The following is a 26,532-nucleotide window of genomic DNA, read 5'->3' on the forward strand; positions in this document are numbered from 1 at the left end:
AATTGCGCACATAGTATAGATCCCAAGGCTTCTGATGAAAACCCCACTTAGACCAAAGGCGCAAAAAAAAAGCTGTATGCGAGCATACAGCTTATTCTTTAAACAAATATTATACGTCTAGTAGTAGACGTGTTGGATCTTCAAGCAACTCTTTAATCGTTACTAGGAAGCCCACTGACTCTTTACCATCGATTTGACGGTGGTCATAAGATAGCGCTAAGTACATCATAGGTAAGATTTCAACCTTACCGTTTACTGCCATTGGACGCTCTTGGATTTTGTGCATACCCAAGATTGAAGACTGCGGCAAGTTGATGATAGGCGTAGAAAGTAGTGAACCAAACACACCACCATTGGTGATAGTGAAGTTACCGCCAGTCATATCGTCAACAGTTAGCTTACCGTCACGACCTTTAATAGCAAGCTCGCGAATGTTCTTTTCGATTTCTGCAACTGATAGCTTATCGCAATCACGTAATACCGGAGTCACTAGACCACGAGGTGTAGATACTGCGATGCTGATATCGAAGTAGTTGTGGTAAACAATGTCGTCACCATCGATAGACGCGTTAACTTCAGGGAAACGCTTAAGCGCTTCAGTTACCGCTTTCACGTAGAAAGACATGAAACCTAAACGAATACCATGACGCTTCTCGAATACCTCTTGGTACTGCTTACGAAGATCCATGATTGGCTTCATGTTTACTTCGTTGAACGTTGTCAACATTGCTGTTGAATTCTTCGCTTCTAATAGACGGTTAGCGATTGTCTTACGAAGACGCGTCATTGGTACACGTTTTTGTGTACGCTCACCTACAGGCGCTGCTGGTGCAGAAGCTGCAGGCTTAGACTCTGATTTTGCAGGTGCTTTAAGGAAAGCATCCACGTCTTCTTTAGTAATACGACCGCCTTTACCAGACCCTTTGATCTTAGAAGCATCAAGGCCTTTCTCTGCGATAAGACGACGAACAGATGGAGTTAATACATCTGAGTTTTCGTCAGAAGCAGCGGCTGGCGCTTCTTCTTTCTTCTCGCTTGATGATGCAGCTGGCGCGCCACCGGCAACGATTTTACCGATAACTTGATCACCTAGTACGGTCTCACCTTCAGCGTGAATGTGCTCACCCATCACACCGTCTTCAGGTGCAACAACTTCAAGAACCACTTTATCTGTTTCAATATCAACTAGGTTCTGGTCGCGGCTAACCGCTTCACCTGGTTGAACGTGCCAAGTTGCGATAGTAGCGTCTGCTACTGACTCAGGAAGTACAGGTACTTTAATGTCCACTTCTTTACCTTCTGATGCTGGCGCCGATTCTGACGCTGCTGGTTTTTCATTTGATTGAGCAGGAGCTGCTTCATCAGCAGCACCTAGTTGTGCAATAACTTGTTCGCCAAGAACAGTTGCGCCTTCTTCTTCAGAAATCGCAACGATAACACCGTCTTCAGGCGCTACCACTTCTAAAACGACCTTATCAGTTTCGATGTCAACTAAGTTTTGATCACGAGTCACTTTATCGCCAACGCTTACATGCCATGTAGCAACCGTTGCATCAGCAACAGACTCAGGAAGAACAGGAACCTTAATTTCGGTTGTCATCTCTTATTCCTTATTTCTTAATTGTTAAAGCGTCAGCAATTAACGCGTTTTGTTCTTTAGTATGTGTAGACATATATCCACATGCTGGAGCAGCAGAAGCCTTACGACCTGCATACGTCAAATTCGCGCCAGCTGGAATAGCTTCCCAGAAATGGTGCTGTGAACAGTACCAAGCACCTTGGTTTTGTGGCTCTTCTTGACACCAAACAAAATCTTTAACGTGCTGGTAGCGAGCCATAATCTCGTCCATCTCTTTATGAGGGAACGGATATAATTGTTCAACACGAACAATAGCAACGTTGTTTAGCTCTTGCTTACGACGTTCTTGTAATAGTTCGTAGTATACTTTACCGCTACAGAATACAACACGCTCAACGTTTTCAGGATTGATATCATCAATCTCGTCGATCATGTTGTTGAATACGCCTTCAGATAGTTCTTCAAGACTAGAAACAGCCAGCGGGTGACGTAATAGTGACTTCGGCGTCATTACTATCAATGGGCGACGCAGTGGACGTACCGACTGACGACGTAACATTGCATAAACTTGCGCAGGTGTCGACGGCACACAAACTTGCATATTGTGATCAGCACAAAGCTGCAAGTAACGCTCTAGACGTGATGAACTGTGTTCAGGACCTTGACCTTCATAGCCATGAGGTAGCAATAATGTTAGACCACATAAACGGCCCCACTTTTGCTCACCAGAGCTTAAGAACTGATCGAATACAACTTGCGCTCCATTAGCAAAGTCACCGAACTGGGCTTCCCACAATACTAGTGATGTAGGCTCTGCTGTTGCGTAACCATATTCGAATGCTAATACCGCTTCTTCAGAAAGTACCGAGTCGTATACTTCAAATAAGCCTTGGCCTTCGCGGATATTTTGCAGTGGCAGATACGTTGACGCGTCAGCTTGGTTGTGAACAACCGCATGACGGTGGAAGAATGTACCACGGCCAGAGTCTTGTCCAGTTAAGCGTACGTCCGTACCTTCGTCGACTAGAGTAGCGTAAGCTAGTGTTTCAGCCATACCCCAATCAAGCATTTTCTCGCCTTTCGCCATTAATTTGCGATCGTCGTAGATCTTTTTGACACGAGATTGTGCTTTGTGTGTCTCAGGGTAAGAGGCAATTTGTTCACCAAGCGCTTTTAGTTTTTCTAGTTCAACTTTTGGCTCATATGGCGTGTCCCAATCGTGACCAACATATTTAGACCAATCAGATGAGTGCTTAGTTTCTTTTTGGATTTCTTCGACTACACAAACGCCCTTATCTAGACCGTTACGGTATTCGTCAGAAAGTTGTTTTGCATCTTCTTCAGAAATCACACCTTCACGAACCAACTGCTCAGCATATAACTGACGCGGTACTGGGTGCTTTTTAATTTTTTGATACATCAACGGCTGAGTTGCGTTTGGCTCATCAGCTTCGTTGTGACCGTGGCGACGGTAGCATACTAAGTCAATCACCACGTCACGCTTGAACTTGTTACGGAAATCAAGTGCAACTTGTGTAACAAACGCAACCGCCTCAGGATCATCTGAGTTAACGTGGAAAATTGGTGCCTGAACCATTTTCGCAATATCAGTACAGTATTCAGTCGAACGCGTATCTTCACGTTTAGATGTAGTGAAACCAACTTGGTTGTTCACAACAATACGAATTGAACCACCAACGCCGTATGCACGTGTTTGCGATAGGTTAAACGTTTCTTGTACTACACCTTGACCTGCAATTGCAGAGTCGCCGTGAATTGTGATTGGTAATGCTTTAGATCCACTTTGGCAATTTAAGCGGTCAAGACGAGCACGTACCGATCCCATTACAACTGGGTTTACAATTTCAAGGTGTGATGGGTTAAATGCCAATGCCATATGCACATTGCCGCCCTTCGTACCGAAATCTGAAGAGAAACCCATATGGTATTTAACGTCACCTGAACCTGCTTGCTCACCGTATTTACCAGCGAACTCATCAAATAGTTCTTGTGGGTTTTTACCCAATACATTCACTAGCACGTTTAGACGACCACGGTGAGCCATACCGATTACTGCTTCTTGCTGACCACTTTCACCTGCACGGTGGATCAGTTCTTTCAGCATGGGTACCAGCGCATCGCCGCCTTCTAGTGAGAAACGCTTCGCACCAGGGAATTTCGCGCCTAGATACTTTTCTAGGCCATCCGCTGCGGTAAGCCCTTTGTAAATTCTTAGCTTAGTTTCTTTGTCGAATTGCGGCTTAGCGAAGGTCGATTCTAAACGTTGTTGTAACCAACGTTTTTCTTCGGTAGAAGTGATGTGCATGTACTCGGCACCGATAGAGCCACAATAAGTCGCTTTGAGTGCAGCGTACAAGTCTTTGAGTTTCATTGTCTCTTTGCCACAAGCAAAAGAGCCAACATTAAATTCTTTATCTAAGTCTGCGTCAGTTAAATCATGAAAAGCAGGGTCAAGATCGCGAACACGTTCTCTTTCCCAAATCCCTAACGGGTCTAGGTTAGCGTTCTGATGACCTCTGAAACGGAATGCATTAATTAACTGCAGAACTTTAACTTGCTTGGCATCAGCAGACCCTTCTGCGGATACCACGACTTCTCTGTGTTTGTTTTTAGCAAGATCTGCAAATTGCGCTCTTACTTCTGAATGTTTAGTGTCAACATCCACACCATCAACTTTTGGCAGTTGATCAAACACCTCTCGCCACTCTTCTGGCACTGAAGCTGCATCATCTAGATACGCCTCATATAGATCTTCTACGTACGCAACGTTACCGCCGTACAAATGCGAAGATTCTAGCCATGCCTTCATCACACCTTCGTGCATCTATTAGCCCTTTTATCTAGCGCAGAAACTCAAACGAAAACAAGATGGCAAGCTTTTGCTTGCCATCTTAGCTAGTAGTATGTGTTATACCGAACGGTTTAACAACATTGATTTAATTTGTCCAATTGCCTTAGTTGGATTAAGGCCCTTAGGACATACGCTAACACAGTTCATAATACTGTGACAGCGGAATACGCTGAACGCGTCATCAAGATCTGCAAGGCGTTCTTCTGTTGCTGTATCGCGGCTATCTGCCAAGAAACGATAAGCATGTAGAAGACCAGCAGGACCGATGAACTTGTCTGGGTTCCACCAGAAAGAAGGACAAGACGTTGAACAACATGCACAAAGAATACATTCATACAAACCATCTAGCTTTTCACGATCTTCAATTGATTGAAGACGTTCTTCACCACCTGTTGGCTTGTCGTTGATCAAGAATGGCTTAACCTTCTCGTATTGCGTATAGAACTGGCTCATGTCTATTACTAGGTCACGGATAACCGGAAGACCTGGTAATGGACGAATAACCACTTTGCCTTTACCACCATTCTGCAATGCAGAAATCGGAGTAATACAGGCAAGGCCGTTTTTACCATTCATATTAATACCGTCTGAACCACACACCCCTTCACGGCATGAACGACGGAAAGATAAAGATGGATCTTGCTCTTTAAGTTGCATCAGAGCGTCCAACACCATCATGTCACGACCTTCCTCTACTTCTAGAGTGTAGTCCTGCATGCGTGGTGCTGCATCTTCATCAGGATTATAACGATAAACAGATAATTCTAAAGTTGCCATCGCTTAGCTCCTAGTATGTACGTGCTTTCGGTGGGAATGCTTCACGAGTCTTAGGTGCGTAGTTAACTTCACGCTTGCTCATAGACTCAGTCTCTGGACTGTAAATAGAGTGACACAACCAGTTTTCATCATCACGATCTGGGTAGTCGAAGCGAGAGTGTGCACCACGGCTTTCCGTACGGAAGTTTGCAGCCACCGCTGTCGAGTACGCAGTTTCCATTAAGTTATCTAACTCTAGACACTCAATGCGTTGCGTGTTGAATTCAGCAGACTTATCGTCAAGACGTGCGTATTGTAGACGCTCGCGAATTTCTTTAAGTTCTTTAAGACCTTCAGCCATTGCATCACCTTCACGGAATACCGAGAAGTTAAGCTGCATACATTGCTGCAAGTCTTTCTTGATTTGTACAGGGTCTTCGCCCTGACCTTTCGCCGATGTTTCCCAACGATTAGTACGCGCCAGTGCAGCGTCCACATTGTCGTTGCTTGCTTCTTTAGCAATTTCAGCATCTTTCAGGTAAGTACCAAGGAAGTTACCCGCCGCACGACCGAATACTACTAAGTCAAGTAGAGAGTTACCGCCCAGACGGTTTGCACCGTGTACAGATACACACGCAATCTCGCCTACTGCGAACAAGCCTTCAACGATCTTTTCGTTGCCTTGACTATCAACGTTCAGAACCTGACCATTTACGTTTGTAGGTACACCACCCATCATGTAGTGACAAGTAGGAATAACTGGAATTGGCTCTTCAGCTGGGTCTACGTGTGCGAACGTTTTCGCAAGGTCACATACGCCTGGTAGACGTAGGTTTAGTGTCTCTGCACCTAAGTGGTCAAGCTTCAGCTTGATGTGCGGACCCCAAGGACCTTCACAACCACGACCTTCACGAATTTCTGTCATCATTGAACGTGCTACAACGTCACGTGATGCTAGGTCTTTCGCGTTTGGCGCATAACGTTCCATGAAGCGTTCGCCGTCTTTATTTAGAAGATAACCACCTTCACCACGACAACCTTCTGTTACTAGTACACCAGCACCAGCAATACCCGTTGGGTGGAACTGCCACATTTCCATGTCTTGCATAGAAATACCAGCTCGTACCGCCATACCAACGCCATCACCAGTGTTGATGTGAGCGTTCGTTGTTGATGCGTAAATACGACCTGCACCACCAGTTGCTAGTACAACAGCTTTAGATTTGAAATAAGTGATTTCACCTGACTCGATGTCGATTGCAGTTACACCAACTACATCGCCATTGTCATTTTTTACTAGGTCCAGCGCGTACCATTCAGAGAAAACGTTTGTTTTATTCTTTACGTTTTGCTGATACAGGCAGTGAAGTAATGCGTGACCAGTACGGTCTGCTGCAGCTGCTGTACGAGCCGCTTGCTCACCACCAAAGTTTTTCGACTGACCACCGAAAGGACGCTGGTATACGCGGCCATTTTCAAAGCGAGAAAACGGTAAACCCATATTCTCAAGCTCAGTGATCGCCTCTGGACCTGTTTTACACATATACTCGATAGCGTCTTGGTCACCGATGTAATCAGACCCTTTCACCGTATCGTACATGTGCCATTCCCAGTTATCCTCATGAGAGTTACCTAGCGCTACAGTGATACCACCTTGCGCAGATACTGTGTGAGAACGAGTTGGGAAAACTTTTGAAATAAGAGCACAAGTTTTGCCTGATTCCGAGATAGCCAGTGCTGCGCGCATACCCGCGCCGCCCGCACCCACTACTACTGCGTCAAATTCACGTACGTTATATTTCACTTAAACACCCCACAGAACAAACAGACCAATAGCTACGTAAGCTAAAGCCATAAGGTTTAATACAAAGCCAAGGATAGTGCGAGTTGTTGAGTTCTTAACGTAGTCTGTTAGAACTTGCCACAAACCAATGCGTGTGTGCACCATGATACAAACGAGTGTAATCATTGTTGCTGCTTTAACAGCAAGATTTGAGAACAACCCTGACCAAGCTTCATACGTCAGTTCAGGAGTCAATAGAAGGTAGCCTACGATGAATACCGCATAAGCTAGGATAATTAACGCTGTCGCGCGCAGTGACACGTAGTCTTGTACGCCATCACGCTTTAGAGTCGCTTGATTTAAGACCATATCCATACTCCAGCCAAAATTGCTACGATAACCCAAAGTGCTAATGCAATCTTTGCGCTATTGTTGCCTGATTCTAATTCTTCCCAATGTCCCATATCCTGGATCATGTGACGGATACCACCGATGATGTGGTAAGACAATACAGTTAGGGTGCCCCATGCGATAAATTTCGCAATAAAGCCAGACATCAGTTCTTTTACAAACTCGAAGCCTTCAGGAGAAGAAAGGGATTCAGACCAAGCCCAAATCACAAAGGTCAAAGCGAAGAAGAAAGCAACACCGGTGACACGGTGAAGAATCGACGCTTTAGCCGTTGGCGGCATAGATATAGTCGTAAGATCTAGATTTACAGGTCTTTGCTTTTTCACAGTTACTTGCCCATCTTTGCCCACAAAGGAGCTCATCTACTTGTTTTTATGAAACCCACCTACATATTGCAAATGTAGATGGCACACTCTAGATAAACCAATTAGGACACCAAAAAGTTCACTCGAGTGTAAAAAATTGATGTAAAAATAGGTTTACCCACAGACGATACGGTATAAAACCGTTGACAGTATATAAGGCTATGCGCCCTTTTACAATTCTTGTTTAGATAGAGACGCTTGCGAATTAGCGAATGGTCTAATATTTAATCGTTATAGAATATTTATTATACATTTATGCATAAATCACAGAAAAATTGACTTTTAACCTAGGTTATAAGTTAGAATGATCTGAATTTGCTTAACATTAGTATCACAACATAACAATCAGAATATTGTTATTAAATAGGAGACAAATAGATGGCAGATAAAAAAGCCACAGTCCATATTGATGGTCACGATCCGATTGAGTTACCAATTTACGAAGGTACAGCTGGTCAAGACGTAGTTGACGTTCGTTCTTTAGGCGCTCACGGCCTATTTACTTATGACCCAGGATTTATGTCGACTGCCTCTTGTGACTCGTCTATCACTTACATTGACGGTGCCAAAGGTGTACTGCTTCACCGCGGTTATCCAATTGAGCAACTTGCTGAAAATTCTAACTATATTGAACTTTGCTACCTATTATTGAATGGTGAATTACCAAGCGAAGAACAACTAGCTGAGTTCTCAGATGAGATTACTCGCAACACCATGATGCACGAGAAGATCGCAGCGTTTTTCCAAGGCTTCCGTGTAGATGCACACCCTATGGCTATGCTATGCGGTGTAGTTGGTGCATTATCTTCGTTCTATCATTCAGATCTTGATATTTCTGATGAAGATCAACGTATGCGTTGTGCAATTAAATTGGTTGCTAAGCTACCAACAATCGCAGCAATGGCGTACAAATACAACGTCGGCCAGCCGTTCGTATACCCACGCAACGACTTGAGCTACGCAGAAAACTTCTTACACATGATGTTCTCTGTACCGGCTGAAGATTATGAAGTAAGTCCAGTGCTTGCAAAAGCAATGGATCGTATTTTCATGCTTCACGCAGACCACGAGCAAAACGCTTCTACATCAACAGTACGTCTTGCAGGCTCTTCAGGTGCGAACCCTTACGCGTGTATCGCAGCTGGTATTGCTTCTCTTTGGGGCCCAGCACACGGCGGTGCAAACGAAGCATGTTTAACAATGCTAGAAGAAATCGGCTCTGTTGACCGCATTGACGAGTACGTTGCAAAAGCAAAAGACAAGAACGATCCGTTCCGTCTAATGGGCTTTGGTCACCGTGTTTACAAGAACTTCGACCCACGAGCGACAGTAATGCGTCAAACGTGTCACGAAGTACTTAAAGAGCTAAACATTCAAGATCCACTGCTTGACGTTGCAATGAAACTTGAACAAATTGCCCTAGAGGACCCTTACTTCATCGAGAAGAAGCTATATCCGAATGTAGACTTCTACTCAGGGATCATCTTAAAAGCGATTGGTATCCCTACCAGTATGTTCACGGTTATTTTTGCTATGTCTCGTACTGTGGGTTGGATCTCTCACTGGAACGAGATGCTATCTCAACCAGGACACAAAATTGGTCGTCCACGTCAGCTTTACAAAGGCTACACGTCTCGCGACTACAAAGCTAAAAACGACAGATAATACTGGCGTTTTATTATGAGAAGGCCGCTTTTGCGGCCTTTTTTGTTTTATTATTTCCGCTTATTCGTTAAAATCCCGCTGCTAATTTAACTCAGGTACGTTATGACTGATATCCACGCTCTGCGCGATGACTTTCCCATTTTTAATAAACAGCTTGATGGACAACCTTTGTGTTATCTAGATTCAGCTGCAACCGCGCAAAAACCGAACAAAGTAATCGATGTCATTAAAAATTTTTATGAAAATGAAAATTCAAACGTACATAGAGGTTTACACACGCTGAGCGAAAACGCCACAATTCGGTACGAAGGCGCAAGGGAAACGATTGCCACCTTTTTAAATGTTTCAGCTAAAGAAATTGTCTGGACAAGCGGTGCCACAGAATCATTAAATTTATTGGCTCACTGCCTTAGTAACGGCTTAAATGCTAACAGTAAGATAGTGATTAGCCCGTTTGAGCATCACGCAAACATCGTACCTTGGCAAGAAGCTTGTAAACGTACTGGTGCACAATTGTTGGTTTTACCTATGCTTGAAAGCGGTGTGCTTGATGAACAAGGGGCTATTGCGCTGTTACAGGCACATAAACCGGATATCTTGTCGATCGGACATGTTTCTAATGCCTTGGGTAATATCCAGCCAATTGAGCCCTTAATTAAGCTCTGTAAAGCCCTCGGGACTAAAACGGTTATTGATGGTGCTCAGTCTTTAATGCACTTGCGACCAGATCTAAAAGCATTAGACTGCGACTTTTATGTTTTTTCTGCTCACAAGTCACTGGGTCCAACGGGTGTTGGTGGACTTTACGGCCGATATGCATTGCTTAATGCCCTGCCCGTCTACAAAACTGGGGGCGAAATGATCCACGAGGTGACATTTGCACACTCCAGTTACCGTGACGCACCAGGTAAATTCGAGCCTGGTACACCGAATATCTCAGGTGTTATTGGGTTTGCAGCGGCAATAAACTACCTAAACGGTATTGACTCAATGGCACTTCAGCGCCATGAACAAGTGCTTTATCACTCACTTTTAGAAAAGCTAACTAAGATCGCAGGCGTTACTGTGTACGGTGATACCAACAATAATGTTGGCATAGTCAGCTTTAACTACAAAAATGAGCACCACTATGACCTTGCGACGCTACTCAACACGTACGGAGTTGCAGTCAGAAGTGGGCATCACTGTACTCAACCACTCATGAAAATGCTTAATGTGAACGGCACTGTACGGGCAAGTTTGGCTTTTTATAATAACGAAGATGATATTGAGCACTTCATTAATGCACTAAAAGCCACAATAGAATTATTAGATTAATCTTATGAATATTGAACATATCACAAAAAAACTTTCTGAGGGTCATGGCTGGCAGGCCAAATACCGCGAAATAATGCTGCTAGGGAAGCAACTTCCCACTCTGCCAGAGGCTTTGAAGGTTGACTCAGCGTTAGTATCTGGCTGTGATAGCAAAGTTTGGCTATATGTTGACCTCGATGAAAACGCACAGCAGCTGGTACTGATTGCCGACTCTGATACGCGTATTGTCAAAGGGCTACTTGCTATCATTATTGCGGCATATGCTGGAAAAACACCAGAGCAAGCGAGCCAATTTGACGCTTATGCACTGTTCGAATCGCTTGGGCTAATAAGTCATTTAAGTCCGTCTAGAGGGAATGGGATCCGCGCGATTGTCGAACAGATCCAAACGAACGCAAACCGATTGCGATAAGGTGCTCAAACGAGCACACTTATTTGCTGATTTTGCTTTGTTTATCTAGATACTTACGAATCGCTTTAGAAGCGGCAAAAAAACCAAAACTACCGGTTACCATCGTAGCAGAGCCAAAGCCTGTAGCGCAGTCCATATTTTTTCCGCCTTCAGCTTGTTGCTTCATTTTACATACGGTGCCGTCTGTACTTGGATAAACAAGTTGCTCTGTAGAATACACGCAATCCACACCAAACTTACGTTTTGGATTATCGCTAAAGTTATATTGTTTTCTGAGAATATAACGCACTTTTGCCAGCAATGGGTCGTGAGTTGTCTTGGCAACATCCCCGTACTGTATCTGGCTAGGATCGGTTTGACCGCCAGCCCCTCCAGTGGTGATCACTGGTATCTTGTTACGCTTACAATGTGCAATTAATGCCGCTTTTTCTTTAACGGCATCGATGCAATCAATGACATAATCAAAACCTTGAATGTAGTTTCTAATGTTATCTAACATCAAAAAATCATCGATTAGGTTGATTTCACAATCAGGGTTGATAGCAAGGCAACGTTCGCGCATCGCCTCGATTTTCTGCATGCCAATACTATTACTATGGGCATGTAATTGACGATTGATATTAGTTACGCAGATATCGTCCATATCAATTAACGTGATTCTGCCAATACCTGTGCGCACTAAAGCTTCAACAGCCCAACTGCCAACACCACCGATGCCAATAACGCAAAAATGTGCTTGCGTTAATGCCTCTAACTCAGTACGACCATAAAGACGACCAATACCGCCAAATCTAAGTTCTGTATTTGAATCAGTCATGTTACCACTCTAATTGACTTGGCTTTTGCCAACTTGCAAATATTTCATGTGTTAGTAGATGAGCAAATGCCCCTTCATTTGGCGGTGGCGCCTGATAGCTTACACGCCTATCTTGCCACTCAAACTCCAAACAATAGGCGTGTAAATACGCTCTGTCGGCAGGTTCGCCGCTATAGGCGGCATCCCCCAAAATCGGTGCTCCAATGCTTTTTAGAGCAACGCGGATCTGGTGTGTTTTACCCGTATACGGTTTAATTATACACGCCCGTAATTTGGTCCCAACAGAACAAGAGTAAAACCGAGTTATCGCTGGGTTTAACTTTGTTTTAACCAGCTTAAACGTACCGCGACGGGATTTAGCCATATCCCCTTTGATCCAACCCTGCTTTTTCTTAGGCTTGTCGGAGACCATTGCCAAGTAATATTTGTCTATTTGTCGAGTTGAAAACATCACCGTAAACTGCCTAGCGGCTTCGCTAGATTTAGCTAACAAAATCAATCCTGATGTGACTTTATCAAGGCGATGCACAGGAAACAGTGCATAACCTAATTGCTCACTGAGCAATGCCACAAAGCCCGCTTCTTCTTCACTGTGAAAGCTAACGCCTTCAGGCTTATATGCGACAACATAGTCTGCCTCATCGGCGATCAGGTTAAGTTTGTTCATTTAATATCTCTTGGACACGCAGCAGATCTTCAGGTGTATCGACACCGGCATGTACTGGCTTAATCGCCTTTGCTACCTTGATCTTATAGCCGTGGTATAGCACCCGCAATTGCTCCAACGACTCTTGCACTTCTAGAGGCGACACACTTAACGACAAATAGGTTTGAATAAACCCGGCGCGATAAGCGTAAATCCCCACATGGCGCTTAAAGTGCCCAACAGGAATGCGCGTTTTATCAAGCTGCAACATGCTATCTCGTTGAAACGGGATGGAAGCTCGAGAAAAATAAAGCGCATTTTCGTGGATGTCCGACACTACTTTCACCGCATTCGGATTCAGCACTTCTTCTACATCTTCCACATCCACACACAGTGTCGCCATAGGGGCGTCTGAATGATGCAATAACGCCGCTACCTGAGCGATATTGTCAGGCTCTAGTAATGGCTCATCTCCTTGCACATTAACCACTAAGGTTTGTTCGTCAAGGTTCAGTTGCTCTACCACTTCGGCTAGTCTTTCTGTGCCTGACTGATGGTCGTCTCTTGTCATCAACACATTGTCAGTGAAGCGTTTTGCAGCATCGAATACCGCGTTATGATCTGTAGCAATATAAACCTGCGATGCACCAGACTGACTAGCCTGCTCATACACATGTTGGATCATAGGTTTGCCCGCGATGTCGGCCAGTGGCTTGCCAGGTAACCGGCTTGAAGCATAGCGAGCGGGAATAACAACTACGAATTCCACTGCTCAACCTCTTCGCTACTTAATTCACGAGCTTCGTTTTCTAATAGCACGGGAATATCATCTTTAATTGGATAGGCCAGTTTCGCGGCTGTGCTGATTAACTCTTTGTTTTCTTTGTCGTATCTTAACTTGCCTTTACACACTGGGCAGGCGATTATTTCTAGTAACTTGGTATCAAAGGCCATGATAGATCTCTTTCTTTTTAAGTAATTCTATTACCGCTTGTTCAAGCGCTTGTGTGGGTTTGGCATCAACTCTGAGGTAATACCAATTGTCTTTTGCAAATGTTCGACACTTTACCGCATCTTTCTCTGTCATAAAAATAGCGTCTTCGCCAAACTGCGTAAAGTCTGAGGCTTGATAAGGGTGGTGATCGGCAAAGTGTTGACAACCTACAAGCTCAACCCCTTTTTCTCTTAAGGTGTTTTCAAACCTAGCGGGGTTGCCAATTGCACACACTGAAACCCCCTTATTTTGTCTTTCAGCCGCATGAGTGTCGTCCGCAACATGAAAAAAGCCGGATGCTTCTAGTGAGTAGGAATACGTGCTCACGCCACCATTATATATGGCCAAATCGACTGAATTGAGACGCTTGGGCAATTCTCGTAGTGGTCCTGCTGGCATCCACAAGCCATTGCCAAACTTGCGCTCGGCATCCACAATGCAAAACTCAATATCACGAGCAAGCTGGTAATGCTGTAAGCCATCGTCACTGACAATAATATCAATCTCATGATTTCGCAGTAATTGCTCGATGCTAGCTTGCCTATTAGAGCCTATCATTACAGGACAACCTAGTCGCTGTGCCAATAAGCTCGGCTCGTCGCCACCTTGCTCTGTGGACGTATCTTTGGTTACCAAAAATGGGGTTGAAGGCGGATTCGCACCATAGCCTCTGCTGATTATCCCAACCTTTAACCCTAACGCTTCAAGAAAAGGGACAAGCCACAGCACAAAAGGCGTTTTTCCATTACCACCAACGCTAATATTACCGACGATAATTACAGGTACAGGTGCTTTATAAACTTGGCTTAAACCCAACTTATAAAGTAACCTTCGTATGTTACTTAACAACCCAAATAGTAGTCCAAAAGGGAGCAATAAGAGGGTCAACAGGCTTGGCCTGTTATACCAGCTCTGTTCTATTTTTGATGCCATTTAGTGTTCACCAAATTGCATTTTACAAAGCGCATGGTATACGCCCTGCTGTGAGATCAGCTGCTGGTGTTCGCCCTGCTCTATTATTTTGCCTTTGTCTAGCACGTAAATGCAGTCACAACGCTCAATGGTTGACAAACGGTGGGCAATCACTATGGTTGTCTTGTTTTGCATTAGTTCTTCTAACGCCTGCTGGATCAAGCGCTCAGACTCAGTATCTAGGGCTGATGTCGCCTCATCCAAAATTAGGATAGGTGCATCTTTAACAATCGCTCGAGCAATAGCAATACGCTGGCGTTGACCACCAGAAAGCATCACCCCGTTTTCACCCACAATGGTATTTAACCCATCCGGTAGGTCTTTAACAAACTCCCAAACATGTGCTTGTTTTGCCACACTTTCTAATGCCTCGTGAGACAAGGGTTGGTCCAACGAATACATGATATTATTGGCAATGGTATCGTTAAACAGTACAACTTGCTGAGATACAATTGAAAACTGTGCTCGTAAGTCCGCCAGTTTATATGCATTGATATTAATACCATCAAGCTCAATACTGCCGGCATCAATATCGTAATAGCGCGGTAATAGATTGGAAATTGTGGACTTTCCAGAGCCACTGCGACCAACCAAAGCGATATTCTGACCCGCCTTTATATCAAGACTCAAAGATTCTATCACAGGCTCATTTTTTGATGGGTAAGTGAAGGTTAGGTCTTTAACTTTAATATCACCTTGTGCACGCACCAACGACTGAGTCCCTGTGTCTTTTTCTTGTTCTAAATCTAACACTGCAAAGACACTTTTGGCTGCAGCAATACCTCGTTGTAAATCGCTATTTACGTTAGCCAGTTGTTTTAGTGGACGAAGCATCACCATCATCGATGAGATTAACGTCGTAAACGTGCCCGGAGAAATCTCTCCAGCCATTGATGGCATTGCCAATATAGCTAATATAACGGCCATAGCACTTGCAGCTATTATCTGAATGACCGAAACACTTAACGCCTTAGTCGCATCCATCTTCACTCTTTGCTGTCGATTATGATTGTTCAATTTAGCAAAGTGAAAAATGGTCTTTTTTTGACCACCAAAACCGTGAATGACCTTATGGCCTGACAGCATTTGTTCAGAACTTTTAGTTACCTCACCCATTGCATCTTGGATATTCTTCGAAATCTTTTTAAAACGCTTTGATACTACGGCTACTATAACTGCAACTATAGGTACTACAATTAAGAAGATTAGTGACAGCTGCCAGCTTGCGTAAAACATAGTCCCAAGTAAAAACAGAACAAATGCCCCTTCACGGATCATTACCTGGAGAGCCTTAGTTACAGCTTGTTGTACCTGTTCTACGTCAAATGTGAGCTTTGAAATAAGCTCACCATTTGAGTGTTTATCATGGAAAGATACTGGCAAATACAACATATGTTCAAATAACTGCTGCCTAAGAGAACGTACAACTTGGGAGCCAACGTAAGATAAACAGTAGGATGCCATATAGTTTGAAATACCACGACCTATCACAAGACCTATCACAACAAGGGGGGCTAATTTAAGTACCTCTCTATTTCCTTCAGTAAGCCCGTCATCTATAAATGGCTTCATCAAAGTGATGAAAGACGCATCCATTGCAGCATAACCTATCATGCCAATCACTGAAAATATGGCGGCTAGTTTAAAGTCTTTAACGTAACTAAATAATCTAGCGTAAATTTGTTTATCAGTTGGTTGCATTGCCAGCCTCTATTTTTCTATATGGCATTATTGTAACTTTCAAATCATTAAAACTGAATGGATTATCTGAGAAACCAGTAATTTTCCAGTACTCTTCCACGTTCAATAGCAATTTTGTGTTCAAAGAATAGGATCTTTATATGGCCATCAAGTGCCGTATCCAAGCGTTTAACTCCGGCTTTTTTATATCTTGCGATAACCTTATTACTTGGGATCTTCCAAGGTGAGTAATAGGCACGAGAGAATATAGCGATTTTAGGCGCTACGGTTTTGATAAATTCGTCGCTCGACGAGCTGCTGCTACCATGGTGAGGCACCAGCAGAACATCGGCTTTTAACGCTGTTTTATGTTCAGCCACTAATTGCTTCTCAACCGTCGCTTCGATGTCACCTGGAAGCAAAACCGTAAATTGACCATCGCTCACGCTGATCACACACGAATTGTTATTGTCATTACTCGATATTGCTTTGGGCCACAATGCATGGACTTTAAGCCCTTGAAATGTCTGTGCGCCAAGTTTGCACCCTAATGGTTCCCCTGCGCCATGAAATTGTTGTAAAGATCGGCCACCATCATATTTATACAAGGCCCCTAACCCACCGTTATGATCGCCATCATTATGACTGATCACCGTTGTCTTCAACGCAATCTTGTTATTTAGCAAGTAGGGCTTAACCACAAAATCAAAAATAGAAAAGTAACCAAAATAATTTGCTCCCAGATCATACAACAGCCCGTCATGATTCTTCGAAATTAATACTGCGGTTCCGTGTCCGACATCAAACACATCAAGCTGCCAGTTTGGTGATGGCTTAAGCTCAATATCAACGAAGTAAATCAATAAGGGTAATAAGCCTAGGTAACTTCTAAGTATCCACAGCAATACAACACACCAATAAATACACAGTAGTAACTGCGATGAACTGCTTGGCGCAGCTAACCAACCAATTGGTAAGCTAGTTAGCAGATGTATAATATAAGCAAGCAAATCATCGATTAACGCTAACGGCTGCTCCCAGCCGAGTCTAGAGAGCAATCCAATATGAACGATCAGGGCTGGAAAAACAACGAATGATACCAGAGGAATAATTACCAAGTTCGCTATCAGCGAAATCACACTGATCCCTGCAAAAAAATAAAGGTTGAGCGGCATAAGGAGAACAAATAGAGCAAGTTGTAACTTGGCTAGCACAACAAATTTTGCAAACCAGCCGCTACGGGCTTTTTGGATCAAGGCAACTATGATAGCGACTGCAAAAAATGAATAGTATAAACCGGGGTTGAGTAACGCGAATGGGTCGAGTATCAATACCCCCACTAATGCCAAGGTTAACACTTCGCTCGATTTCAACCGAAGTCCTAAACAATAACATCCAACCCATGTTGTGGCCATGAGCAGTGCACGAGTTGCAGAAACGCTATACCCGCATAAAAAGACATAGCTGGCACAGAACAATAACGCCGACAATAAACAAATTTGATGTAAATTGATAGATTGCGGAAGCGCCATAGGCCAGCAATACAAGATTGCCTTTATTAGCCAGAAGGCAATGGTAAACACAATACCAATATGAAGGCCTGAGATTGCCAACAAATGGCTCAACCCAAGCTCTCTAAATTGCTGTGTATGAGCATAATTTGATTTGCTCGTATCTCCACTCAAAAGTATATAATAAAGCCAGTTATACTCTAAGCCATCAAGCATGTTAGCTAGCTTGACACGATAGTTTAGCCGCCAATTAAAGTGATGGTGAACTGCGTCTATTTTTTTAACGTTGCCTTTAAAATAAACCTGCTTACGAAAAGCATGCAGTTCCGCGTTAAAAAGTCCGATATTAATACGGCTACGATAACGCTTCAAACTTGCTCGCATCTCCACGGTATTTCCGACGACTAAAACTGGCAACGCTGAATTTCGATATAGTTTGGCTTTAACTGTTTTCCAGCTTGGCAGCGCCTTATTCTCGAATTGCTGTATTTCAATGACTAAGGATTCTCCAGCCGGGGTTTGCTTAACTTCAGTAACCAAGCCCGATATAGAAATGGGCCCATCAAGCCACTGTTGCTGAATATTTAACTGGTGAAAAACGAGGTAATGAACAAGAACAATGAAAATCCCTAAAATAAATCCTGCCAATATGCGATAAAAAGGCTTAGAATAGCGGCCTATGAAGTAGAGGAATAGGCTTATCGCAGCTATTCTCCAGTTATCGAGGAGAAATACCGCAGTAAAGCACCCTATTACTATTCCAAAACATATCAGAATCCAAGTAGATGCAGCTGCAAATGGCGAAAAAAACGATCCAACGCTTTTTACCTGATCACAATAAAATCAAACAACAAAAATCATTAAAAATCTTTGGCAAACTGCTCCATGACGCCAATCTTTGGCATCTTAATCGGCGCTCAGCGCGAGGCGCATTCTCGGTGGGGCTCTTTTTTGCTTTCATCCCTGTTCCTTTTCAAATGGTACTAGCGGCAGCACTTGCGATTCCATTTCGCGTTAACTTGCCTTTATCTATTGCGTTAGTGTGGATCACCAACCCCCTGACGATGCCACCTATCTTCTATTGCTCGTATTTGGTTGGCGTTTTTGCGCTAGGGCAAGAACAGCAACCATTCCACTTCGAACCGAGCTGGGAATGGTTAGCGCAAAGCATCACTACAATAGGACCAGCATTTATGGTTGGCTCTGTCATTTGTGCAACCCTAGCTGCAATTATTGGCTTTTTCGGTATCGATTATTTATGGCGACGTTCGGTGAACAAAGCGTGGCAAAACCGTGGTCAAGATTAACGAAAGTATAGCTGAGTTTTGTATTGGCACCATGTGGATTTTGTAAAATTTATAAGCACAAAAAAAGCCCGTTAGTTTTTTGTATCTCGTAAAACTTATATATACTTTATACCAAATGTATTAAGTAAATGAGCTATTTGAAGCACAGAAATAGCGTGAGTAGCTAGGCAAAAATTTTGCTATTTAGTTGCTCTAAATGAGAAATTTTTAACGACGCTGTATGCTATTTCATCCTTCAAATTGCTTAGAGAATTAACTCAATTGGTATTACGTCTTCTTCTTAAGGCGACTAAAGGTAAAGCTAATAAAGTCAACCAAGACCAACTTGCCGATTGACGCTCGTAGGTTTCTGCTTCTGGTGGTGTACAACTCTCTGGCTCACCTGCGATTGGTGTAAGCAAGACAGGTAAGGTAACAGATTCATACTCGATTTCACCGCTACTGTCCTTCTCAATGCCACCTAACGTGTTACGCCTCTCAACAGTTTTTCTCGCAATGGCGTAGATTTTGTTGTCATCAGTGATCTTAACCGCTTCAGCTACCGTGTATGGGAAATCATCTCCACGGCAAGGAAGTAGTGAGTTGATGTTTACCACCTTCTCAGCCCCGATTTCGTATATGAAGGCTTCACGGTCAAAGATACTATCACTTTTGGTAGCCACACCATGGCCAACGACAACACCATTGTTATTAATATCCCCAACTTTGGTTATCGAATTTTCATAGTACCCCGGTATTTCTTTGAATTCCGAGGTGTTGGTATCAAAATAAAAGCCGGTTGAGTTATTATCTCTCGAACTGCCAGTTAACCGACCAAATACACCAACAATAATACCGTTGTCGTTTACATCAACCGCTTTGCTATATTCATAATAGCTTTCAACTTCTTTAATACGCTTGATTTCACCGTCTTTAAAGTAAACCGCTTGTTCATATGGCAACCGTTCGTCATCGCTTTGTCGACGAGCACGAGAAAAGCCAACAGCAAGCCCACTTGCATTAGTCGCAGTTGCCATACTTGAATAAGCTAATTCATCGTCTTCATCTGGTGTAAAAGCAAGCCCTAAATCAGTCGTGTCGATTAAGTTAAAATCGTTGTCAAAGGTCCATTTATAGGCGCGGGTATGAAAGGGTGCGGTAACACTTTGAGTGCACACTTCAACAGGCTCATCAACACCATCACAATTATCTTCTATCGTTTCTATTGCCCGATCAGATAACGCAGTTGAGCTTTGACCAACAACAACGTAACCACCATCAATGGTTTTCTTGATATCTACAGCTATAGAAAAGCCACCATATTCAGTAAAGGCTGGTTCTAATCGAATTTTTTCACCAGCAGGTGTGACCATGACACCTTTTTTACGCCAATCTCTTACAAAATACGTTTCTTCTTCCGTTTCACCTTCAGGCGTAAAGGTAATCTTTTGGTAAGGCGCAGAGCCCCACCCGACGATCGTGCCATCATCGGTAATGCTCGTTAAGTAATTTTCTACCGAGCGAGTCAAGCCGTCATAATCTGGAGACTGTTCATCGAATACAACAAATTCTTCAGCTGAGTTGTTGTCGAAAGTGACTGAAAGAGATCGTTCGACTTTTTGATACTGCATTGACTGTGAGCGGTTTGTCGAAGAAATATAAGACAACATAAAAACATGAGCCTGCGCATTGGTGTTTGCTGCATCATTATTTTTAATGTCATCCAACGTGAAGGTTATTTCTTCATCAATTTTTTTTAATCGGCTCTCTTCGGTTTCGTAAAAACTTGTCAGTGTTGAGTCGTTAAAATCAATATAGGAAACATCAATTTTTACACCAAATAAGCTAGATGCTTGACCAATAACTTCACCTGCCTCATTGGCATCTGATATAATAGTATGTTTACCATTTTCGTATCTAGGTAATTCTGTTAATTGATACGTTGCAGCGACTGCTTGCTGCGATAGCGCAACGGCGACACTCGCGGCTAATAGTTTAAATTTCATTTTAATCCTTACTGCTGATTCTGTAATGCTTCTAATTCTTCCCAACGCTCGAACGCGGCTTCCAGCTTCGACTCAAGTTCAGCCAAATGGTTCAATGCCTCATGAGTGGTTTTTTGATCTTGTTTAAAGAAGTCTGGATCGCTCACCAGTGCTTGTTGTTTGTTCACAGCCTCTTCAAGATCTTCTACTTTACTGGGCAATGACTCTAATTCAAGTTTTAATTTGTAACTCAGCTTATTACTTCGTACTGGCGCTGGTTCTTTCTTAACCGGAACTGCTTGCTGCTTTTCTTGATGTACTTTTTCAGCTTCCTTTTTTTGTTGTAAGCGCTTTTGCTGATACAACTCAAAGTCACTGTAGCCACCTACTATTTCAGTTACTTGTCCTTCACCTTCAAACGCCCAAACACTACCGCAGGTGTTATCAATAAATTCTCGGTCATGGCTTACTACTAAGACCGTACCTTGATACTGATTCAAGATTTCTTCTAGCAGCTCCAGCGTTTCAATATCTAAGTCATTGGTCGGTTCATCCAATACAATAATATTGGAAGGTTTTAAGAATAACTTAGCCAATAATAGACGGTTTTTTTCTCCGCCAGACAACGCCTTAACGGGTGTCCTAGCTCTGGCAGGCGGAAACAAAAAGTCTTGCAAGTACCCTAAAACGTGACGAGAGCGCCCCCCCATCATGACCTCTTGTTTTCCCTCAGCGACATTATCTTGTACCGTTGCTTCTTCATCTAGTTTTTCTCGGTATTGATCAAAGTAAGCAACTTCAAGGTTTACTCCTTGTTTTACAGAGCCTGAATCTGGCGCGATATCGCCAAATAGCATTTTTAATAAGGTAGTTTTACCCGCACCATTAGGCCCAACTAAACCAATGCGATCGCCACGCATCACTAAAGTTGAAAAGTCTTTAACAATCACTTTTTGCGAGAATGCTTTATCTAGGTGCTTTGCTTCAAATACCAATTTGCCGGAGCGATCAGCAGTTTCAATATTAAAGTCAGTTTTGCCTTGTTGTTCAATGCGTTGTTTACGTTCAACGCGCAATGCTTTTAATGCGCGTACACGGCCTTCGTTACGGGTGCGGCGCGCTTTAATCCCTTGACGGATCCAAGTTTCTTCTTCAGCAAGCTTTTTATCGAACAAGGCATTTTGTTGTTCTTCAACTTTTAAGTCGTGGGCTTTTTGCTCTAGATATTGCGCGTAATCACCGGGATAAGAAACCAGCTTGCCGCGATCTAAATCTAAGATCCGAGTCGCCATTGCGCGAATAAAGGCACGGTCGTGCGAAATAAACACGATACCGCCTTTAAACTCTTTTAAAAACTGCTCTAGCCAAATAACGCTTTGCATATCAAGGTGGTTGGTCGGCTCATCTAAGAGTAATAGATCTGGGTCGCTAACCAGCGCTTTCGCCAGTGCCACTTTACGCAACCAGCCACCCGAAAGCTCTTCAAGTCGCATATTGGCATCAAGTTGCAATTGACTCAGCACCTGCTTGATCTTTGATTCAAAACGCCACGCGTCTTCACTCTCTAATCGTTGTGTCAACCGTTCGAGCCTGGTCATGAGTTTATCAGACTGACTGGTTTGTAGCTTTTCACTAACTTCATGAAACTCAATTAGTAGCTCAGCTGCTTCAGGTAAGCCGTTGGCAACATAATCAAACACTGAGCCATTGGCTCCTTTTGGTGGATCCTGCTCAAGTCTAGATACCTTAAGCCCACCAACACGGTTTATCTCGCCATCATCAAGCTGAACTTGATCATCAAGCACTTTAAGTAACGTGGATTTACCGGCGCCGTTACGCCCGACAATACAAACACGCTCGCCTGACTCAATCACTGCATCAGCTTGGTCAAGTATTGGGTGAGAGCCAAAAGCCAATTGGGCTTTGGCGATTCTAATAAGATCCATATTATGCAATAAATTCTTGTAATTGTTGTTGGGTAAAAGGCCAGCCAAGCTCTTGCTTGCTCTCGCCTTTTCTTATTACTGGAATACGATATTGGTATTCGTTCATCGTCTCTTCGTTATCAACGATATCAATGAGTTCAATTTCTGCTTCTGGCAAAAACTGAATAAGCATCGCTAATGCCTCTTCACACAAATGGCATCCTTCTGTGTGGAATAATGTGCATCTAATCATGACGGATCAACCAACTATTGTGAATTTGTTTGTTACGCTTAAAATCTGGTGACAAAGTCTGCGATGAATACTCTTCGGCTGTAAGCCCGAGTGCCGCAAGACCGATATCATCGATTTTAAAGCCGCGTTTATTGTTGGAAAATAGTAACACCCCATTTGGTGCCAATATTTTTTTCACCCAGCCAAATAACTTTAAATGATCTCTTTGTACATCAAACGCATCAGACATACGCTTTGAGTTTGAAAACGTTGGTGGATCTAAAAAGATCAAGTCATATTGACCCACTGCTCTTTCTAGCCACTTTAGGCAATCGGCTTGCTCGAATCTAAACCGTGGATTCTTCAAGCCATTCAGCTCAAAGTTTTCTTCTGCCCATTTTAGATATGTTTTTGACATATCCACAGTTGTTACAGACTTAGCCCCACCAACAGCAGCGTGTACAGATGCACTACCAGTATAGGCAAATAGGTTTAATACCCGCTTGTCTTTAGCATGTTGTTGAATAAATTTACGCGCTAAGCGGTGATCTAGGAATAGTCCGGTATCAAGGTAATCATAGAGATTAACCTTGAACTTAGCGCCATACTCTTCAACAATTTCGGTGCGATTTTGCTTGTCTAGGGCTTTGTACTGCTCTTGGCCCTTTTGCCGTTTTCTTACCTTCACGGCAATATTAAGCGGGTCGATATTCAGCTGCTGAGCCGTAAGCGTGATCACATCCTGCAAACGCTTCTGCGCGACGGTATCATCGATTTCTTTCGGCGCTTTATATTCAAAAATAACAGCACTATCGTTATAAACATCCACGGCTACGTTATATTCTGGAATATCCGCATCGTATACGCGATAGGCCGTAACGTTTTCTTTCTTCAGCCACGATTTTAGGCTCTGAACGTTTTTCTTAAGGCGGTTACCAAATGCGCTCGACCCTTCAAAGTTCAAACCGCTGCTCTGTTTATTTTGCTGCACTTGCATTTCATTCATTTCATACAAGTTAAGCAAGACATCTAGCGGGCCATTTTTAAACTTATAAGACTTTTTACGTGCAAGCTTCAATACTTTGAGGAGGCTTTCTTCACTGGCTAGCAGTGCAAGGTTCCAGTCCTTATAATGCTTTTTGAAAGCGATACCCATGTTGCGATAGAGCGTGATGATCTCTGCCATTCCACCAAGACGCTCACCATAAGGCAAGTTACTCAACACAGTACCAGGACGTTTAGCGGCAAGGCTAAGCTGATTGGCATCTTCAAATTTAAACTTAATATGTGACTCAAGCCCTGCTCGCTTAGCGTTTCGCTCAGCGATGGCTAATACACGCTCGTCTATATCGCTGCCAATTAGCCAAAGGTTTTTCTGCTCAGGTTGCACATTCAGTTGAGATTTTAGCTCAGCAAACTTACTTTCTCGGAAGCTAGGCAGACGCTTAAATGCAAAGTCTTTGTTTAGGTTGGTTGGCAAACCAAGTGCCATTGAAGCGGCTTCAATTAACAGCGTTCCTGAACCGCAGCAAGGATCGAATAATGGTTTATTGGTATCTTCAAGCCAACCGCTTCGTTTCACCAACGCGGCGGCTAAGTGCTCACGGATAGGCGCCTTACCTTGCTTGTCACGGTAGCCTCTATCCGATAAACGAGGACCTGAGAAGTCAATATACAGTGCACAACCTTGCTTTGTTAGTTTTGCAATAATACGAATGTCTGGCGTTTGCTTATCCACATCTGGGCGCTGCTCAAACAGGTCATTAAAATAATCAACAATACCGTCTTTTACGACTAGGCCTGAGAATTGAGTATTCTTTAACGCATTGTTGGTACCATTAAACTCTACTGCGAACGTTTGCTTTGGACTAAACCAGTCTTGCCAAGCTTGAAAGCGCACAAATTTGTATAATGAGTCTTTGTCATTTACTTCTGGCTTGTCATCGATCAACAACATCACACGTGTTGCAAATCGCGTCATCATACAAAACTTTTGTACGTCTAAGTTAGCTCCAGTGAACTTTACAGAACCAACCGTTTGCTTATTAATTTCAAAGCCAAACTCGATTAATTCTTCTACCAGTAACTGTTCTACACCAATAGATGTCAATGCGATAAATTGCAATTTGAATACCCTTAAATTTCAACTGGGCGCAGTATAACACACAAGTTATCGTTAGTTATTAGTTGGCTTTGGTTGGATGAAGATTAATTACGATAAAAAGTTAATAAAATTCAGAAAATCAAGCTTGTTTAACGCATCTACCTCAGTACTAATTCGTGGATAGTTTTGTAGCAGGCTTTGCAACTCTCCAGCTTCAAACCATACACCAGCACAGCAGGTGCATTCACGAAAGGCAGCACTGGCAAGGGTATAGCCTTTGAGCTGGTTGCCATCATCTGGGCATGATTGAGCCGTCATCTCCTCAGCTGGTGTTCGCGCAGCAAGAAAATCGGTATAAGAAAAACGATAAGTGTGCTGAATAGACTCTACAAATTTACGCGGCAGCCAAAGCATGTCACAGGTCGAACATTGATAACCACAGTGGCCTTCCGCTTCGGTATAAATCATCGGTGATGTGTTGTCACAAAGACAGTTCATTTTGTTCCCTAAAATCACTAAAAGTAGCACTTTTGGGTACAGCGTAACACATCAATAGAGAATGAAATAGCATACTAGCGTCGCTAAAAATACATTTGGTATAAGACAACATGGTATCTGTCAAACGGGGCTTTGGCTAAGTATAAGCTATGCGCTTTGGTGTAGTCGGTGTGAAAATACCAACGGGGCTAAACGATCGTTAAGAACTCTAATTGCTTGAAACTGTTCCAATTCGATACCTTCATCAAGTGTAAACTGCTCATTTAGATTCAAACAAAGACTCGTTTGGCCGTCATGTTCAATGATTAAGAATTCGCCTTTACTCAGCTTTGAATTCAAACATACCACGGCTTCGCTCACAGGTTCACCGCCATGATAAGATTTGAAAAACCAGCTTTTGGCTTGCATAGGTTGTAAGTGGAATTTTGCTGCTGTGGCATTTAGTGCAATTTGACAGCACTGTGGGTCATTCCAAACGGAAAATCCGCAGAGATAATCAAACACATTTTGGTAAAATTCGGCTTCGCTGAGGCTAAAATTTGGACTTGATGCAGAATCTTCCGTGAGGTGTCGAATTCGAAAAGGCGTGCAAAGCTGAAGCTCGTCACCCAAATCAATTAACAACCTGTTTCTTTGCTCGCAGCGTATCCATTGCCACTCTTTTGAAGCTTGCAAAACTTCTCTCCCACAAACCAATTAGCCTAAACCAGTAAGTGGGAGTA

Annotated in this window: 23 protein-coding genes; 4 read left to right on the top strand and 19 right to left on the bottom strand. The window is 43.2% G+C overall.

Going from position 1 to position 26,532, the window contains the following annotated elements:
• Positions 1-109: 109 nt before the first annotated feature.
• The 6 genes from odhB to sdhC all read right to left on the bottom strand — a co-directional run bounded on the left by odhB (position 110) and on the right by sdhC (position 7,727).
• Positions 110-1,600 (bottom strand): 2-oxoglutarate dehydrogenase complex dihydrolipoyllysine-residue succinyltransferase, encoded by a 1,491-nt coding sequence (gene odhB / locus CEX98_RS07935; protein WP_099641557.1) that lies wholly within the window; start codon positions 1,598-1,600, stop codon positions 110-112.
• A gap of 10 nt (positions 1,601-1,610) precedes the next feature.
• Entirely contained in the window at positions 1,611-4,424 is a 2,814-nt protein-coding gene (locus CEX98_RS07940) for a 2-oxoglutarate dehydrogenase E1 component (protein WP_099641558.1), read from the bottom strand.
• Between the two features lie 84 nt (positions 4,425-4,508).
• Positions 4,509-5,228, bottom strand: coding sequence for a succinate dehydrogenase iron-sulfur subunit (locus CEX98_RS07945; protein WP_099641559.1), 720 nt, complete (start codon positions 5,226-5,228; stop codon positions 4,509-4,511).
• Between the two features lie 10 nt (positions 5,229-5,238).
• Positions 5,239-7,011, bottom strand: a complete 1,773-nt coding sequence (gene sdhA, locus CEX98_RS07950) for a succinate dehydrogenase flavoprotein subunit (protein WP_099641560.1) — start codon at positions 7,009-7,011, stop codon at positions 5,239-5,241.
• A complete protein-coding gene (gene sdhD, locus CEX98_RS07955; protein ID WP_099641561.1) occupies positions 7,012-7,359 on the bottom strand; it encodes a succinate dehydrogenase, hydrophobic membrane anchor protein in 348 nt (115 codons plus the stop codon). It lies immediately after the preceding gene.
• On the bottom strand, positions 7,350-7,727 hold the full coding sequence (sdhC, locus tag CEX98_RS07960; RefSeq protein ID WP_125252744.1) for a succinate dehydrogenase, cytochrome b556 subunit: 378 nt from the start codon (positions 7,725-7,727) through the stop codon (positions 7,350-7,352). Before sdhC ends, sdhD begins: the two co-directional genes overlap by 10 nt.
• A gap of 417 nt (positions 7,728-8,144) precedes the next feature.
• Between sdhC and CEX98_RS07965 the strand changes: the two genes are divergently transcribed.
• The 3 genes from CEX98_RS07965 to CEX98_RS07975 all read left to right on the top strand — a co-directional run bounded on the left by CEX98_RS07965 (position 8,145) and on the right by CEX98_RS07975 (position 11,160).
• On the top strand, positions 8,145-9,431 hold the full coding sequence (locus CEX98_RS07965) for a citrate synthase (protein ID WP_099641562.1): 1,287 nt from the start codon (positions 8,145-8,147) through the stop codon (positions 9,429-9,431).
• 102 nt (positions 9,432-9,533) lie between these two features.
• Entirely contained in the window at positions 9,534-10,748 is a 1,215-nt protein-coding gene (locus CEX98_RS07970; protein ID WP_099641563.1) for an aminotransferase class V-fold PLP-dependent enzyme, read from the top strand.
• 4 nt (positions 10,749-10,752) lie between these two features.
• A complete protein-coding gene (locus CEX98_RS07975) occupies positions 10,753-11,160 on the top strand; it encodes a SufE family protein (RefSeq protein WP_099641564.1) in 408 nt (135 codons plus the stop codon).
• A 19-nt stretch (positions 11,161-11,179) separates the two neighbouring features.
• On the opposite strand, the gene tcdA is transcribed toward CEX98_RS07975, so the two are convergent.
• From tcdA to CEX98_RS08010, 7 genes are all read right to left on the bottom strand, one after another.
• Positions 11,180-11,977: a tRNA cyclic N6-threonylcarbamoyladenosine(37) synthase TcdA gene (gene tcdA, locus CEX98_RS07980; RefSeq protein WP_099641565.1), complete on the bottom strand. Its 798-nt coding sequence runs from the start codon at positions 11,975-11,977 to the stop codon at positions 11,180-11,182.
• A gap of 1 nt (position 11,978) precedes the next feature.
• The gene (locus CEX98_RS07985; RefSeq protein WP_099641566.1) at positions 11,979-12,644 is read right to left on the bottom strand and encodes a TIGR01621 family pseudouridine synthase; all 666 of its coding nucleotides are present in this window, start codon (positions 12,642-12,644) and stop codon (positions 11,979-11,981) included.
• The gene (gene kdsB, locus CEX98_RS07990) at positions 12,631-13,392 is read right to left on the bottom strand and encodes a 3-deoxy-manno-octulosonate cytidylyltransferase (RefSeq protein ID WP_099641567.1); all 762 of its coding nucleotides are present in this window, start codon (positions 13,390-13,392) and stop codon (positions 12,631-12,633) included. Before kdsB ends, CEX98_RS07985 begins: the two co-directional genes overlap by 14 nt.
• Positions 13,380-13,577, bottom strand: a complete 198-nt coding sequence (locus tag CEX98_RS07995; protein WP_099641568.1) for a Trm112 family protein — start codon at positions 13,575-13,577, stop codon at positions 13,380-13,382. Before CEX98_RS07995 ends, kdsB begins: the two co-directional genes overlap by 13 nt.
• A complete protein-coding gene (gene lpxK / locus CEX98_RS08000; protein WP_099641569.1) occupies positions 13,567-14,550 on the bottom strand; it encodes a tetraacyldisaccharide 4'-kinase in 984 nt (327 codons plus the stop codon). Before lpxK ends, CEX98_RS07995 begins: the two co-directional genes overlap by 11 nt.
• A complete protein-coding gene (msbA, locus tag CEX98_RS08005) occupies positions 14,551-16,290 on the bottom strand; it encodes a lipid A export permease/ATP-binding protein MsbA (protein ID WP_099641570.1) in 1,740 nt (579 codons plus the stop codon).
• A gap of 62 nt (positions 16,291-16,352) precedes the next feature.
• Positions 16,353-18,557: a DNA internalization-related competence protein ComEC/Rec2 gene (locus CEX98_RS08010; RefSeq protein ID WP_347337896.1), complete on the bottom strand. Its 2,205-nt coding sequence runs from the start codon at positions 18,555-18,557 to the stop codon at positions 16,353-16,355.
• A gap of 20 nt (positions 18,558-18,577) precedes the next feature.
• Between CEX98_RS08010 and CEX98_RS08015 the strand changes: the two genes are divergently transcribed.
• Positions 18,578-19,087: a DUF2062 domain-containing protein gene (locus CEX98_RS08015; protein ID WP_099641572.1), complete on the top strand. Its 510-nt coding sequence runs from the start codon at positions 18,578-18,580 to the stop codon at positions 19,085-19,087.
• Between the two features lie 257 nt (positions 19,088-19,344).
• Here the strand turns inward: CEX98_RS08015 and CEX98_RS08020 are convergent, their stop codons facing one another.
• From CEX98_RS08020 to CEX98_RS08045, 6 genes are all read right to left on the bottom strand, one after another.
• Complete coding sequence (locus tag CEX98_RS08020) at positions 19,345-21,072, bottom strand: DUF3466 family protein (protein WP_099641573.1); 1,728 nt, start codon at positions 21,070-21,072, stop codon at positions 19,345-19,347.
• Between the two features lie 8 nt (positions 21,073-21,080).
• Positions 21,081-22,997, bottom strand: coding sequence for an ATP-binding cassette ATPase Uup (gene uup, locus CEX98_RS08025; protein WP_099641574.1), 1,917 nt, complete (start codon positions 22,995-22,997; stop codon positions 21,081-21,083).
• Position 22,998: 1 nt separating this feature from the next.
• The gene (locus tag CEX98_RS08030) at positions 22,999-23,229 is read right to left on the bottom strand and encodes a glutaredoxin family protein (RefSeq protein WP_099641575.1); all 231 of its coding nucleotides are present in this window, start codon (positions 23,227-23,229) and stop codon (positions 22,999-23,001) included.
• A complete protein-coding gene (rlmKL, locus tag CEX98_RS08035) occupies positions 23,222-25,333 on the bottom strand; it encodes a bifunctional 23S rRNA (guanine(2069)-N(7))-methyltransferase RlmK/23S rRNA (guanine(2445)-N(2))-methyltransferase RlmL (protein ID WP_099641576.1) in 2,112 nt (703 codons plus the stop codon). The genes CEX98_RS08030 and rlmKL overlap by 8 nt, the downstream gene beginning before the upstream one ends.
• 87 nt (positions 25,334-25,420) lie before the next feature.
• Positions 25,421-25,810: a zf-TFIIB domain-containing protein gene (locus tag CEX98_RS08040; protein WP_099641577.1), complete on the bottom strand. Its 390-nt coding sequence runs from the start codon at positions 25,808-25,810 to the stop codon at positions 25,421-25,423.
• A 147-nt stretch (positions 25,811-25,957) separates the two neighbouring features.
• Entirely contained in the window at positions 25,958-26,485 is a 528-nt protein-coding gene (locus CEX98_RS08045) for a cell division protein ZapC domain-containing protein (RefSeq protein ID WP_099641578.1), read from the bottom strand.
• Positions 26,486-26,532 lie beyond the last annotated feature (47 nt).

This window comes from Pseudoalteromonas piscicida (assembly GCF_002744175.1).
Taxonomy (GTDB): domain Bacteria; phylum Pseudomonadota; class Gammaproteobacteria; order Enterobacterales; family Alteromonadaceae; genus Pseudoalteromonas; species Pseudoalteromonas piscicida_B.